Below are 14,513 nucleotides of genomic sequence, written 5' to 3'. Positions count from 1 at the left end.
CCCCGAAAAGTTTCGGGACATCGGCCCGGAAAATCTTTCTCGAAAGATTTTCCGGCCCTTACAGCACCGCCTCTACCGCCTTTTCCAGCCGCGCCACCGTGCCCGGCACATCCTTCAGTTTGTCCAGCCCAAACAGCCCAAGGCGGAAGGTCTTGAACTCTGCCCCCTCGCCCACCTGCAAGGGCACGCCTGCCGCAATCTGCAGGCCTTCGGCGCGGAATTTCGCCCCGTTCTGCACCTCGGGTTGGTCGGTATAGCTCACCACCACCCCCGGTGCCTGATAGCCTTCAGCCGCCACAGACGGTACACCCTTCCGCGCCAACAACGCCCGCACCGCCTGCCCCAAGTCCCATTGCGCGGCCTTCGCCTCGGCAAAGCCCATCGCCTTCGTCTCGAGCATCGCATCGCGGAATCCCAGAATGGCATCCGTCGGCATCGTGGCATGATAGGCATGCCCGCCGCCCTCATAGGCCGCCATGATCGCTCGCCATTTCTTCAGGTCCAGCGCGAAGGAATTGCTGTCCGTCGCCGCCAGCCGCTCTTCACCCTTGGGCGACAGCACCACCACCCCGGCAGAGGGCGACGCCGACCACCCCTTCTGCGGGGCCGAGATCAGCACATCCACCCCGGTCGCCGCCATGTCCACCCAGATGCAGCCCGATGCGATGCAATCCAGCACCATGATCGCCCCCACCTCATGGGCGGCAGCGGCGATCTTCGCGATATAGTCATCGGGCAGGATGATCCCCGCGCTCGTCTCCACATGCGGCGCAAAAACGGCCTCGGGCTTCGTCTCGTGGATCTTGGCCACCACCTCTTCCACCGGGGGCGGCGCGTAAGGCGCGCGCGGGTCATTCCCGGTCTGCCGCGCCATCACCACCGTGGTCTGCGCGGCAAAGCCACCCGCGTCGAAAATCTGCGTCCAGCGGAAGGAAAACCACCCGTTCCGCACCACCAGCACGGACCCTTTGCCGAACTGCCGCGCCACGGCCTCCATGGCATAGGTGCCGCCACCGGGCACCAAAGCAACCGCCGATCCGTTATAGACCTCTTTCAGCAGGCCCGACACATCGCGCATCACGCCCTGAAACCGCGCCGACATATGGTTAAGGCTGCGGTCGGTGAAAACGACCGAAAACTCCTGCAACCCGTCCGGGTCGATATGGGCAAGCGGCAGCGTGGTCATGGTGGGCAGTCCTCTCTTAATCGTCGAGGACGACCCTAGCCCGTCTGCCACAGAAGGCAATGCGCCAGCGCGTCACCTGCGGCGGAAGATGCCGTTGCGTTCGATCCATGCCGCATAGGCGCGATACGCGGGGTCCTCCATCATATGGCGTTCCTCGGTCTTGGCCCGCAAGAAATAGACGGTATTCACCCCCAACAGCATAAAGCAGCAGGCCAATGCCGTCAGGAACGACCCATCTTCGGGGATGAAGGGAATGGCCACCAACCACCAAGACAGGTTCTTTGCGATATAGGCCGGATGTTTGGTATATCTGTAAGGCCCGTTGGTGATCACGCCGCGATGCGTCAGGTTCGAAAACCGCAGCCCGAAGGCCATCGTCGCCCAGACATACACCACAAGGCAGGCAAGGATCATCACAGCCCAGATCGCAAACAGCACGGGCGACCCGGCCAGCCACGCCTCCCATTCCCAATCGGGATTATAGCGCAGATAGGCTTGCGAAATCGCAGGCCAGAAGGGCGGGTAGCACATCAAGGCCACGACCCAACCCGCCACCGTCGGCTGCGCGCTGCGGATATGCGTCCCCAGAAGGCGCAGCGTCATGCAATACCCCAGCGTCCCAACCGCCACGTCGATGAAATAAAGCGATTGGTAAGACAGGATGAACAGCCGATATCCAAACCCTTCATCAGTCAGCTTGAACGCCCAAAGATCGGCGATATAGCCGGTCAGAAAGCAGAACATCAGCGGCAGGAAAAACGCCTTCACCAGCCAGCCCAGCAGCCAATTCCCGATCCCGTCGCGATCCACCTCGCGCAGCAAGAGCAGGCCGCCAAACCGCCAAAGCCGATCCTCTGGCTCTGTCTGCAGACTGTCCACCAAGGCGATGTAAGGGATCGACAGCCCCATGATCCATGGCAACACCACCGGGAAGGTGCGCAAGAAAGCGTCGTAAAGCGGTGCATCATAGACGGGCAGCATCAGATAGGCGAAGAGCATCGCCCCATAGATCGCCCAGAGCCCGACGATCTTTTGCATCACACGCGCGGCCGAGGCCTGCCCCCGGTCCCGCCGCATCCCATCTGCCGGCCCGGCCCGACGCTGCACCAGAAAATATTCTGACAAGGCCCCCGGCACCGCCATCATGACAATCATCAGAACCGCCGCCATGGCCGGGTCCTGCGTCGGGCGCAGCCACAGCACGACCCAAGCCGCCAGCAGGAATGAAAGGGCCACCACCGCCATCTGAAGGGTCGGCGTTGCCGAACGCGGCGGCTCCTCGGCCAAGGCAAAGCTGCCACTGCCTACCTGGTCCATCTGCATGATTGTCCTCGCACCGATAACGACAGCCCAGCATCCTAGGGACGAATTCGGCAACTTGTCGTCAATCGGGCATCAATTCTGTGACCATTCAAGACCGATCCCTAGCCCAGCGGCCCCGGTCGCCGCTCTTCGGTCAACAGCACATTCGCCTCGACATTCCCCACCCCGGGCAGCGTCATGATCCGCCGCCGCAGCACCCGCTCGAAATCCGCGATGTCGCGGGCCACCACGCGCAGCCGGTAATCGAACAGCCCCAGCACATGCTGCACCACCTGCACCTCTGGGATCGCCGTCACCGCCCGCTCGAAATCCTCAAGGCTGACCCGCCCGCGCGCCGCCAGCTTCACCCCCAGAAACACCGTCACGCCAAAGCCAAGCGCTGCGCGGTCCACCTCGACCCGCCGCCCCGCGATGACTCCCGCCTCCTCCAGCCGCTTCACCCGCCGCCATGCCGCAGGCTGGCTCAGCCCAAAGCGCCGCCCCAACTCTCCTGCCGACAGCCCGCCCTCCAAGGCCAAAGCCCGGCAGATGCCCCGGTCCACATCATCCAGATCAATCACAGCGGCAGCGCCTCCCCCTCCTTGATGGTCGAGATCAGCATCAACGCCTCCACCTCCGCGATATGCGGCAACGTCAGGATGCGCGTGCGATAGACCTCCTGATAATGCGCCATATCCCGCGCGATCACGTTCAGCCGCACATCCACCCGTCCCAGAAACGTCTCGATGGCCAGAACCTCCGGCACCTCCCGCGCCGCCGCAATAAAGGTGTCAAAGGCCCGCGGGTCCGTCTTGTCCAAGGTAAACCGCAACGAAACCTCCACCGCATAGCCCAAGGCCCGCCAGTCGATCACCGCCCGCTCCGCCCGGATCACCCCCGCCGCCTGCAACCGCTCCAGCCGCCGCCACAGCGTCGCCACCGTCACCCCCGCCCGCGAAGCCAGCTCCGCCCGCGCCATCCCCGGCTCCGCCAGATACTGCCGCAGGATGCGCCGATCCGTCTCGTCAAGCATGATCCATCCGCCAATTCACCCATCTACGCATGATCCTTCCCACAAACCGCAAGAAACATCAAACATTGCACGGTATCCACGGCGAAAATCCCTATCCTCCCCCCATCAACCAACCAAAGGATCGCCAAAATGCGCGTCTATTACGATCGTGACTGCGACGTGAACCTCATCAAGGACAAGAAGGTCGCCATCCTCGGCTACGGCTCGCAAGGCCATGCCCACGCCCTCAACCTCCGCGACTCGGGCGCCAAGAACCTCGTCGTCGCCCTCCGCCCCGGCTCGCCCTCCGCCAAAAAGGCCGAAGCCGAAGGCCTCAAGGTCATGGGCATTTCTGAGGCCGCCGCATGGTGCGACCTCATCATGTTCACCATGCCCGATGAACTTCAGGCCGCCACCTACAAGGCCTATGTCCATGACCACCTCCGCGAAGGCGCCGCCATTGCCTTTGCCCACGGCCTGAACGTCCATTTCGGCCTGATCGAACCGAAAGCCGGCGTCGATGTCATCATGATGGCCCCCAAAGGCCCCGGCCACACCGTCCGCGGCGAATACACCAAGGGCGGCGGCGTCCCCTGCCTCGTCGCCGTCCACCAAGACGCGACCGGCAAAGCGATGGAGATCGGCCTCTCCTACTGCTCCGCCATCGGCGGCGGCCGCTCCGGCATCATCGAAACCAACTTCCGTCAGGAATGCGAAACCGATCTCTTCGGCGAACAGGCCGTCCTCTGCGGTGGCCTCGTCGAACTGATCCGCATGGGCTTTGAGACGCTGGTCGAAGCGGGCTACGAACCCGAAATGGCCTATTTCGAATGCCTGCACGAGGTGAAGCTGATCGTCGACCTGATCTACGAAGGCGGCATCGCGAACATGAACTACTCCATCTCGAACACCGCCGAATACGGCGAATACGTCTCGGGCCCGCGCATCCTGCCCTATGATGAGACGAAGGCGCGCATGAAGGCCGTGCTGACCGACATCCAGACCGGCAAATTCGTGCGCGACTTCATGCAGGAAAACGCCGTGGGTCAGCCCTTCTTCAAGGCCACCCGCCGCATCAATGACGAGCATCAGATCGAACAGGTCGGCGAGAAACTCCGCGCCATGATGCCCTGGATTTCGAAGGGCAAGATGGTCGACCGCGCGCGGAACTGATTTTTTTCCTGCGGTTGAGAATTGGGGGGCCGGTCCGTAAGGGCCGGCCTTCTTCTCACTTATCACATTCGCTAAATCTCATATTAAACAAATATTGCAACCTTCAGCATCGCGACTGTACCCTAACCTGGCGAATCGCATGTTTATCTGATGTATCTTTTATGTGGAGCGGCTCCTTGGAAAAAACGTATAGAATTTTCATTAGTCATTCTTGGAAATACGGCGACAGTTACGATCGCTTAGTTGAGTTTCTTAATGAGCATAATGTCGCTTTCTACGATCACTCTGTGCCAAAAAATGACCCGATCCACACGTCAGGATCGGATAGCGACCTACAAGCGGCCATAGACGCAAAGATTAGAGGATGCAGCGGCGTTATTATTTTGGCTGGAGTGTATGCAACATACAGCAAGTGGATCAACAAAGAGGTATCGATTTCGTTGGATTATCGCAAGCCGATTATCGCTGTCGAGCCTTGGGCTGCGGAGAGAACATCCGCAATAGTGAAGAATTCTGCAGACCGAATTGTCAAGTGGAACGGAAAGTCGATAGCAACCGCAGTGCGTGATCTGTTCTAATGACACGAAAAGCTTTGATATGTGGTATCGATTTTTATGAGAGCGCAGAAGAGCTCTATGGCTGCGTTAACGACGCCCATTCTGTCAATTCTGCACTTGAAAGGCATGCTGATGGAACGATCAACTTTGCCACACGATTGCTCGTCGGGACCGGACCAACGCAATTAGTAACAAGGCGAGAACTAAGGCAGGAAGTCGTCAATCTATTTTCAGGCAACGACGAGATCGCAATTCTATACTTTGCCGGCCATGGCTACATCGAGCAAGTTGGGGGATACCTAATTTGCTCCGACACGAAGGATGGCGATGATGGTCTATCACTACATGAAGTGATGGTGCTCGCCAATCAGTCAAAAGCTAAAAACAGAATTATTGTCTTGGACTGCTGCCATTCTGGGATTGCCGGAAACCACTCGCTTAGAGATGAAGCTATCCAGATCAGTATAGGTGTTACCGTACTCACCGCATCGACTGTGTCTCAATACGCCTCTGAGAAGGATGGCTCAGGTTTGTTTACGTCGTTGCTTGTGGACGCCTTAAACGGAGGAGCAGCTAACCTCCTAGGTGACATAACACCCGGCTCTGTATATGCCCATATCGACCAGTCGCTTGGGCCATGGGACCAGCGACCAATGTTCAAAACAAATGTCACCACGTTCACCTCACTTAGGAAGGTAATACCTCCGATTCCGATCGATGTTCTGCGAAACCTCCGCAAGTACTTCGACAAACCTGGTCATGAGCTTCAATTAGATCCCAGTTTCGAGCCAGACAGTCCAAACCCTGACCCTGAGAAGAATCGAGTGTTTTATGAATTGCAATTGATGGCCAAGGTAAACTTAGTACGCCCGGTTGGTGAAGATCACATGTATTTTGCTGCGATGAACTCTCGTTCATGTCGGATGACAGTGCTCGGCGAACACTACTGGCGCCTGATTGAAGGAAAGATCATTTGATTGAGGAGCTTGCAACGATAGAGAACACGTCAATTGTTCTTTTCTTTGTGGTTCCGGGTTTGATAATTCTGTTCACGCGCGCCCAGTTTGTCACGGGCGGATTTAAGTCTACGCCTGATAGCATACTAACTTACTTCGTGATTTCATCCATTTATCTTGCCGTTTGTTTGCCATTAATCCGATGGCTTGAACTGGATCCGCGAAGCAATCATGCTGCTTGGTTGATTTTCGTATTCGTCCTTCCAGTTTTGGTGGGCAGCACATTAGGACTGTCAGTACGAAGGAGATGGTTTCTTAGGCTACTCCATTTCTTTGGAATGAATCTGGTTGATGCTATTCCAACAGCTTGGGATTGGAAACTTGGAAACATAGCCGCGTGCTATGTAATTGTCACCCTCAAGGATGAAACTAGGTTCTACGGATTACTCTCAAGGCGCTCGTTCATTTCATCTGACCCCTCTGAGAGAGATATTTACATTGAGGAATGCTTCAAATTCGGAGAAGATGGAACTTGGAACAGATTTCCAAATGAGGGGGTTCTTATAGCGGCCAATGAAGTACGCACCATAGAGTTCTTTTCTGCAACCCAGGAACCAGTGCAATGAGTGATGATAAACCTAAACCCGGCTCCAGTAACGACGCACCTCCCAATCAGCGCATCGAAAGAGGCTACCAACCGACGGGCATACAGGGCGGCTACCAGCCCACTGGTCAAGACAAGCCTGTGTCGCCTCCGAATAGGACTAGTAGTGGGTCTAAGGGAGAGTAGGTTTCTTGGATAGGCGCTCCCAGCGCCTATCCTTCCGACACCGACCCCCCCTATCTTTCCCCCCACAAAAGGCGCATACCCTCTATAGCCCTCCGAACACGGGGGGCGTGACGGGCCGGGGGTCCGGGGATCGGGCTGCCCTTGTGCCCTCCCCCCTCCGCATCGGCCCGATTGTCCGGAAAGGACAGCGCTATGGGTATCTCCACCCCCAAGACCCCGTTCAACCTTGCCGAATTCCTGTCGCAGAAGGCCCCTCCCGGGTCGCGCCGCAAACCCGCATGGAACCGCCCCCGCGCCGCCGCCCCCGCCAATGACGATGCGACCGACACGGATAGCGAAAACTCTCGTTCTGCGACTAAGGAAGAGTGACGAAAGCCCCTAGGGCAATCCCGCCCCGGGCCTGACCTGGGGCTTCCCTCATCCCCAAAGACCCGGCCAGCCGGAGGCGGAGCCACGGCCAAAACCCATAGGCACAGCCTATACCCCGTTGCGCGCGGTCCGCAGGCAGCGTGCGCTGCGTGACCACAGTTTGCGGCACAAAATCCGGCACAAAACAGGGCACAGCCGATATTCAGCTTGCCGCCCGTTCCACCGCCGCCACGATGGCCCCGACAACCTCGTCCAGCAGGGCCGAATCCTCGCATTCCGCCATCACCCGGACCAGTGGCTCTGTTCCCGATTTGCGAATGAGGATGCGGCCCTTCCCGGTCACCTTTTCCTCCATCGCCGCGATCACACCCTGCACCGCCGGATCGGCCAGCGGCACTTTCCCCTCGGCGTAACGGACGTTCTTAAGCATCTGGGGAACCGTGATAAATTGCCGTGACAGCGCCTCGGCACTCTCGCCCGTCCGGGCCATTTCGGCCAGGAATTGCAGCCCCGCGACAAGGCCATCCCCTGTCGTGGCATAGTCGGTCATGACGATATGGCCCGACTGCTCGCCTCCCAGATTGAAACCGCCCTCGCGCATCCGTTCGACCACATAGCGGTCCCCCACCGACGTCCGCTCCAACCGCAGCCCAGCCGCCTCCAACCGGCGCTCCAACCCCAGATTGGACATCACCGTCGCCACCAAAGCCCCCCCCCGCAGCCGCCCCTCCGCCGCCCAACGCAGCGCCATCAGCGCCATGATCTGATCGCCATCCGCAACTTTTCCGTGGGCATCCAGGATCATCACACGGTCCGCATCACCATCAAGGCAGATGCCCACATCCGCGCCATGGGCCACCACCGCCTCTGCCGCCGTCTCCACATGGGTTGAACCGCAACGGTCGTTGATGTTGGTGCCATTGGGCGAAACCCCCACCGGAATGACCTCTGCCCCCAATTCCCAAAGCACCTCCGGCGCCGCCTTATAGGCCGCCCCATTGGCGCAATCGATTACCACTTTGATGCCATCCAGCCGCAACCCAGAGGGAAATGTCGTTTTGACAAATTCCTGATACCGCCCGCGCCCATCATCGATCCGCTTCGCTCGGCCAATCTTTTCGGGCCGCGCCGGGCGGATTTCACCCTCAAGGATCGCCTCGATCTCGGCCTCCGCCTCATCCGAAAGCTTGAACCCATCGGGACCAAAGAACTTGATTCCATTGTCATAATGCGGGTTGTGGCTGGCCGAGATCATCACCCCCAGATCAGCCCGCATCGACCGGGTCAGGAACCCCACAGCAGGCGTCGGAACCGGCCCCAGCAGCAGCACATTCATCCCCGTGCTGGTCAACCCTGCCGTCAGCGCGTTTTCCAGCATATAGCCCGACAGCCGCGTATCCTTGCCGATCACCACCCGATGCGCGGCGCTGTCGTCGCGGCGGAAATACCGACCCGCCGCCGCGCCAAGGCGCAGCGCCATTTCCGCTGTCATCGGGAAGGTGTTGGCCTTCCCCCGCACACCATCGGTTCCGAACAATTTCCGCGTCATTCACTCACTCCCTTTACCGCCTGCCATAGCCGCAAGGCCTGCCGCGTCTCCACCACATCGTGCACGCGCACCACCTGCGCGCCCTGCGCCACACCCGCCAGCGCCACCGCAAGCGATCCGGCAACCCGCCGTTCTGCAACGCTTTCCTGCCCGATCGCCCCGATGAACCGCTTGCGCGACGCGCCCAGCAGCACCGGCACTCCAAGGTCATGGAACAGCGAAAGCCGCCGGATCAGCGCAAGGTTATGGTCCGCCGTCTTGCCAAAGCCGATCCCGGGATCGACCATGATCCGCCACGGCGAAATCCCCGCAGCGACGGCCGCGGCGATCCGTGCCTTCAGGAAATCGTAAACATCCAGCAGCACATCCTCATAGCGCGGGTCATCCTGCATCGTCGCGGGCGTGCCCAGCGCATGCATCAGAATGACCGGCGCGCCCGATGCCGCGACGACCGACACCATTTCAGGATCAAACCCCATGGCCGCCACATCGTTCACGATCCCCGCCCCTGCTGCCAGCGCCGCTCGCGCCACTGCCGCCTTGCGCGTATCGATGGAAATCGGGCATTCCAGCCCCCCCTCGCGCAGCGCGGCAATCACGGGCGCCGTGCGCGCCACCTCTTCCGCCACCTCAACCTCGGCGGCACCGGGGCGCGTGCTCTCCCCCCCAATATCCAGCACATCCGCCGCCGCCGCCATCGCCCGCGCCTGCGCCAGCGCGGCCTCGGGCGCAAGGAAAAGCCCGCCATCGGAAAAGCTGTCGGGTGTCACATTGAGGATTCCCATGATCTGCGGGCGATCCATCTCCAGCCCGCCGAACAGCGCACGTGGCGCGCTCAGCCTGTCGCGCACCTCGCCGGGCAAATCGCGCACGGCCACGCGGCGCGTCGCAGCCCCGCGCGACAGCACCTCCACCTCTGAAAACCAGCACCAGCCCCCGGCAAGGGGCAGCGCGCCATCAGGACGGCAGGGATCGTCGCATGCAATCGGGCGGTAATATTCCATTCGCCTTGCCTAGGCGCAGCGCCGCGCCCGTGCAAGCCCCGCAGGCGTCAGCTGCGTTCCACCGGCACGCGGCTTCCTGCCGGGACTGCAACATCCCCGTGAACGACAATCCCGCGCGCCGCCATCACCTCGGCCAGCCACAAGGCCAGCGCCACCGGGTCGCGGCTTTGCGGCCCATCCACCGCATCCAGCACCAGCTTGGACGGTGCCCAAACAATCATCTGCCCGCGTTTCACGGCCCAGTCGATCTCTGTCCGCGTCGCAACGACCACGCAACGGTCATCCCGCGCGGCAAGGGTCCAAGCATTCTGCTCGATCGCCAAAAGGTCGATCCGCCGCTGCGTCGGCTTATGCCCTGTCTCAGGTCGCACCAGATCTGGCAGCCCCACCGTCAGGATCACCGGCACGCCACGCGCCTGCAACGCATCCAATCGCGCCGCAAGGTCCGGCCCCTGAATCGTGGCATTGTCCAAGAACACCACCAAAGGATGCACCGCCTCTTCGACACCATCCTTGCCCACCGCGCGCAAAGGGGCCTCAGCACGCGACCGAACAATCTCTACCCCCAGCTTGCCGGGACCACGGTCCAGCTTTTCTACCCGCACGAAAGCCCGCATCGCCTGCGGTTCGGCCAGAATGCGTTCCGCCACCCGCTCGGCCAACGTCTCAAGCAGGTTCAACCGTTCCGCCGCCAATTCGGCCGCAATCGCCTCGGTGATCCGGTCATAGCTCAGGATCTTGTCCACATCGTCGTCCAAAGGCTGCGGCTGTGGCCGCACCTCCACCACCACGTTGAACTGGATGCGCTGCCGCGTCCCCCGCTCTTGCTGAAAGGCGCCGATCTCGACCTCGACCACATGATCGCGCAGCGAAATACGGTCGCGCGGATCGGCACTGGCCGAAGCGGCGGCCCGCTCTTCAGGATGGGCGAAGGCAAGGCGGATGTCGCTGGTCATGGTCTCGCCTCCTTCGGCGCGCAAAGAAACAGGGGCAGGATAACCCCTGCCCCTGACAACTCCATGTCCGATCCCGGCAGAATGCGCAACCAAGGCGACTCGTGCCGTGCCGCCTCAGGGCTGCTTGTAGAACAGATGCGCGCCGATGGCCGCCGTCTGCGGGAACCGCCGCGCCCAACCGGGCTGGACCCAACGGGTATGGAAATGCGTGGCCCCCAGCGTCAGGGCGCGCGGCGCACCATCCATCATCACCCGCGCGATCCGCTGCGCCCGCCACGTCGCGCCCGGGTCGCGCATGCGATCTGCCCGCCCGTCGCAAATATAGCTGAACTGGCAACCGCCACCGCCGCGCTGTTCTACGACGCCGCAGATGCTGCCGGGATAATCCGGGCTGTCGACCCGGTTCAGGATCACTTCCGCCACCGCAAACTGGCCGCGCAGCGTTTCGCCCCGCGCCTCGAAATAGATGGCCTTGCTCAGGCATTCCCACTGCGCATCGCCCTGCGGCGCGGGCTGCGCGGCCAGCCATGCATCATCATAGCGGATCACGGTAGGCACCGCCGCCTCGGCGGGCGTCGTCTTGGTTTCCACTTTTGGCCCGACCGCAAGTTCGGTCAGCCGTTGCCCCGGAAGGGCGGCGAGGGCCTGATTCTCGGCCCCCAGCAGCGTGCTCATCGTCCCGCCCAAAGCGGCGGTCGGATCGTTCGATTGGCTCACCGTCACATCGGCGAAGGCCGCTCCATTCAGGATAACGGCGGCAATTGCCCCCGCGATCCAGCCTGTATGCAAGCGCATGGTCTTATGTGCCCCGGTTGTTTCGATCGCGCCCACAGCAGCAGCACCGCGGGCGAGGCGCGGGGGTAGACGACTCAGGGGGGCGGAGTCCACCAATGTGGCAGAATTGCAACCGAAATCAGGCCATATTCGGCGGATATCCGCCGAAACGACTTAAGGCGCTATGGCAGCTTCACCCCGCAACCACATGATCTTGAATCACTTTTTCGGAGAATCCGCTCGCGCAGTTGGAGTCTCCATGCGTTCTTGCAACGCCAGATGCGCCGCCGCAAGCCGCGCCAAAGGCACCCGATAGGGCGAACAGGAAACATAGTCGAATCCCGCCTTTCGGCAGAATGCGATGGATTCCGGGTTCCCCCCATGTTCACCGCAGATCGACAGAACAAGGTCGTCCCGCGTGCGCCGCCCCCGCTCTGCCCCGATATGCAAAAGCTCGCCCACCCCATCCACATCAAGGATGTGGAACGGGTCTTCCGGAAAGACCCCCTGCTGCACATAGGTGTTCATGAACCGCCCCGCATCGTCCCGCGAAAGGCCATAGGTCATCTGCGTCAGGTCATTGGTGCCAAAGGACAAAAAGGCCGCATGCTGCGCGATCTCGCCCGCCCGCAGCGCAGCGCGCGGCGTCTCCACCATCACGCCCAGCTTATAGGCGAAATCCGCCCCCGCCTTGGTCCTCACCTTGGCCGCCACTGCATCGACGCGGGTCTTCACAAGCTCCACCTCGCGCCGGGCGGATACCAGCGGAATCATGATCTCTGGCACCACCGCAGCGCCCCGACGGCCCACCTCGACCGTCGCCTCAAAGATCGCCTGCGCCTGCATGTCATAGATTTCCGGCAGCACGACCCCCAGCCGCACCCCCCGCATTCCCAACATCGGGTTGAACTCGGCCAAGGCCTCTGCCCGCCGCGTCACCTCGGACAAAGGCCGATCCAACGCCTCGGCCAGTTCGCGCAATCCCTCACGCGATTGCGGCAGGAACTCGTGCAAGGGCGGGTCGAACAGACGGATGCAGACGGGCAGGCCCTGCATGATATCAAACAACTGCACGAAGTCATCCCGCTGCATCGGCAATAGCCGCGCCAGCGCCGCCGCCCGGTCCTTGGGCGTATCGGCAAAGATCATCTCGCGCATCACGATCAGCCGATCTTCTTCAAAGAACATATGTTCGGTCCGGCACAGACCGATTCCCTGCGCCTCGAACTGCCGCGCGGTCGCGGCGTCTTGTGGCGTGTCGGCATTGGCCCGGATACCGATGTCCCGATAGGCATCCGCCCAACCCAAAAGCTTGCGGAAACTGTCATCCAGCGCCGGGGCCAGCATCTCGGCCGCCCCCGCCAGCGCCTCGCCCGTCGTGCCATCCACGGTGATGACGTCACCCTCGCGGAACACCCGCCCATCCGGGGCCACCAGCTTTTTGTCACGCGCATCCAGCTTCAGGTCCGACGCCCCCACGATGCAGGGCAAACCCAGCCCCCGCCCGATCACGGCGGCATGCGATGTCATCCCCCCCCGCTCTGTCAGAACGCCCACGGCCGAATGCATCCCTCTGATGTCCTCGGGCGCCGTCTCGCGCCGCACAAGGATGCAAGGCTCGCCCCGCGCCGCACTCGCCTGCGCGGCCTGCGAGGAAAACACGATCCGCCCCATGGCGGCCCCCGGACTGGCGGCGATGCCCTTCACGAACACATCCCGCGGCCCCCGCGGGTCCACCTGCGGGTGAAGCAGTTCAGACAGCGCCCGCGGCTCCACCCGCAAGACGGCATCGGCCTCGGAAATCACCCCATCCTCGGCCAGCGCCACCGCGATCTTCAGCCCCGCCCGTGCCGACCGCGCCACCTTGATGGCATCCAGCACCGACAGATGCCCATCCTCGATGGTGAATTCGATCTGCATCTCTTCGCGCAGCTTCACCCGGCAAGCCGCACCAAAGCGCAAGAGATCGGCAAACAGCCCCGGCGCAAGCTCCTCCAGCGATGGCCCGCGCGGATCGCGCGTAAGGTAGATCGCCTCGGTCCGCTTCAGGGCGTCACGGCCCTGCGACTGGCCAAGATAGCGCCCCGTCACCTGCGGCAGCCCCGTCACCGGATCAACAAACTGGATCACACCGGACCCCGACACACCCTTGCCGATCCCCTGCGCCATCTCTTGCACAACAAGACCCAGCCCTGCATCCTCAGGCGCACCTTTGGCCTGCCGCAACAACCGCGCCGTTGTCCCCTCCCAAGCCCGCGCCATGGACCGCAGCACCTCGGCCAACTGCCGCGCGGGGTTTTGCGGGAATTCCTCCTCCATCTCCAACTCATAGACCCGCAGCGCATCGCGCAACGCCTCGGAGGATGCGGCACGATTGTCGAACATATCCGGGTCCAGCCGCGCCACATGGGTCGCATAGGCCTGCACGAACCGCAGATAAAGCGCATCCGCCGCCGCCTGCCCATGCCGCTCCACCAGCATCGCATGGCGCGCGGCATTCATGCCCACGTTCAGGATGGTGGCAGGCCCGCCCCAATCCGGGTTCACCGGGCTGGGCCGGACAGAGATCAGTGTATCACTGCCAAAATGCGCCAAGATCGCCTCGACATCCACAGGATGCCCCGCCGCAATGGCGCGGATCGTGGCGGCTGGCAGAGCCACCGTTTCGGGCACCGGCAGGTCCAGCCGGACAAGCCGTTGCAGGCACTTGGCCCGCCAGCCATGCGCCGTGGTCTGGATGCGCGCCGAAGGCGTGATCTCGGCGAAATCGGGAAGCACGTCCATCTTCTGCACTGCGGCGACCTTTCCTTTGCACATGCAGGATACGCCATCGCGGCTGTCAATCAAGCCTGACAGTGCCCAGAATTTGTGCAAGGCAAAATGGG

General features: G+C 61.7%; 14 protein-coding genes. 5 read left to right on the top strand and 9 right to left on the bottom strand.

Translation table 11 applies throughout. The features are described from left to right. Window positions 1-58 precede the first annotated feature (58 nt). The 4 genes from QF092_RS00255 to QF092_RS00240 all read right to left on the bottom strand — a co-directional run bounded on the left by QF092_RS00255 (window position 59) and on the right by QF092_RS00240 (window position 3,521). Window positions 59-1,186, bottom strand: coding sequence for an aminotransferase class V-fold PLP-dependent enzyme (locus tag QF092_RS00255; protein WP_281466472.1), 1,128 nt, complete (start codon window positions 1,184-1,186; stop codon window positions 59-61). A gap of 72 nt (window positions 1,187-1,258) precedes the next feature. After that, window positions 1,259-2,503 carry a methyltransferase family protein gene (locus QF092_RS00250; RefSeq protein WP_281466470.1) on the bottom strand — a complete coding sequence of 415 codons (1,245 nt, stop codon included), beginning with the start codon at window positions 2,501-2,503 and terminating at the stop codon, window positions 1,259-1,261. A gap of 107 nt (window positions 2,504-2,610) precedes the next feature. Further along, complete coding sequence (locus QF092_RS00245) at window positions 2,611-3,069, bottom strand: Lrp/AsnC family transcriptional regulator (RefSeq protein ID WP_281466468.1); 459 nt, start codon at window positions 3,067-3,069, stop codon at window positions 2,611-2,613. Continuing rightward, complete coding sequence (locus QF092_RS00240) at window positions 3,066-3,521, bottom strand: Lrp/AsnC family transcriptional regulator (RefSeq protein ID WP_281466466.1); 456 nt, start codon at window positions 3,519-3,521, stop codon at window positions 3,066-3,068. Before QF092_RS00240 ends, QF092_RS00245 begins: the two co-directional genes overlap by 4 nt. A gap of 129 nt (window positions 3,522-3,650) precedes the next feature. On the opposite strand from QF092_RS00240, the gene ilvC reads away from it, so the two are divergent. From ilvC to QF092_RS00215, 5 genes are all read left to right on the top strand, one after another. Beyond that, a complete protein-coding gene (gene ilvC, locus QF092_RS00235) occupies window positions 3,651-4,673 on the top strand; it encodes a ketol-acid reductoisomerase (protein ID WP_281466464.1) in 1,023 nt (340 codons plus the stop codon). 176 nt (window positions 4,674-4,849) lie between these two features. After that, window positions 4,850-5,251, top strand: coding sequence for a TIR domain-containing protein (locus QF092_RS00230; RefSeq protein ID WP_281466462.1), 402 nt, complete (start codon window positions 4,850-4,852; stop codon window positions 5,249-5,251). Continuing rightward, on the top strand, window positions 5,251-6,207 hold the full coding sequence (locus tag QF092_RS00225; protein WP_281466460.1) for a caspase family protein: 957 nt from the start codon (window positions 5,251-5,253) through the stop codon (window positions 6,205-6,207). The genes QF092_RS00230 and QF092_RS00225 overlap by 1 nt, the downstream gene beginning before the upstream one ends. Then, window positions 6,204-6,812, top strand: coding sequence for a DUF6338 family protein (locus QF092_RS00220; RefSeq protein ID WP_281466458.1), 609 nt, complete (start codon window positions 6,204-6,206; stop codon window positions 6,810-6,812). The genes QF092_RS00225 and QF092_RS00220 overlap by 4 nt, the downstream gene beginning before the upstream one ends. 356 nt (window positions 6,813-7,168) lie before the next feature. After that, window positions 7,169-7,345 carry a hypothetical protein gene (locus QF092_RS00215; RefSeq protein ID WP_281466457.1) on the top strand — a complete coding sequence of 59 codons (177 nt, stop codon included), beginning with the start codon at window positions 7,169-7,171 and terminating at the stop codon, window positions 7,343-7,345. Between the two features lie 202 nt (window positions 7,346-7,547). Here QF092_RS00215 and glmM read toward each other — a convergent pair whose 3' ends face one another. The 5 genes from glmM to QF092_RS00190 all read right to left on the bottom strand — a co-directional run bounded on the left by glmM (window position 7,548) and on the right by QF092_RS00190 (window position 14,412). After that, window positions 7,548-8,894 (bottom strand): phosphoglucosamine mutase, encoded by a 1,347-nt coding sequence (glmM, locus tag QF092_RS00210; RefSeq protein ID WP_281466455.1) that lies wholly within the window; start codon window positions 8,892-8,894, stop codon window positions 7,548-7,550. Beyond that, a complete protein-coding gene (folP, locus tag QF092_RS00205) occupies window positions 8,891-9,898 on the bottom strand; it encodes a dihydropteroate synthase (protein ID WP_281466453.1) in 1,008 nt (335 codons plus the stop codon). Before folP ends, glmM begins: the two co-directional genes overlap by 4 nt. A gap of 47 nt (window positions 9,899-9,945) precedes the next feature. Beyond that, window positions 9,946-10,854 (bottom strand): dihydroneopterin aldolase, encoded by a 909-nt coding sequence (locus QF092_RS00200; RefSeq protein ID WP_281466451.1) that lies wholly within the window; start codon window positions 10,852-10,854, stop codon window positions 9,946-9,948. 114 nt (window positions 10,855-10,968) lie between these two features. Continuing rightward, window positions 10,969-11,649, bottom strand: coding sequence for a cell wall hydrolase (locus tag QF092_RS00195; protein WP_281466449.1), 681 nt, complete (start codon window positions 11,647-11,649; stop codon window positions 10,969-10,971). Between the two features lie 198 nt (window positions 11,650-11,847). Beyond that, entirely contained in the window at window positions 11,848-14,412 is a 2,565-nt protein-coding gene (locus QF092_RS00190) for a putative PEP-binding protein (RefSeq protein ID WP_420026484.1), read from the bottom strand. Between the last annotated feature and the right edge of the window lie 101 nt (window positions 14,413-14,513).

It is taken from the genome of Fuscovulum ytuae (assembly GCF_029953595.1).
Taxonomy (GTDB): domain Bacteria; phylum Pseudomonadota; class Alphaproteobacteria; order Rhodobacterales; family Rhodobacteraceae; genus Paragemmobacter; species Paragemmobacter ytuae.
Note: the sequence above shows the minus strand (reverse complement) of the source record. Positions and strands in the feature narration are given on the sequence as shown.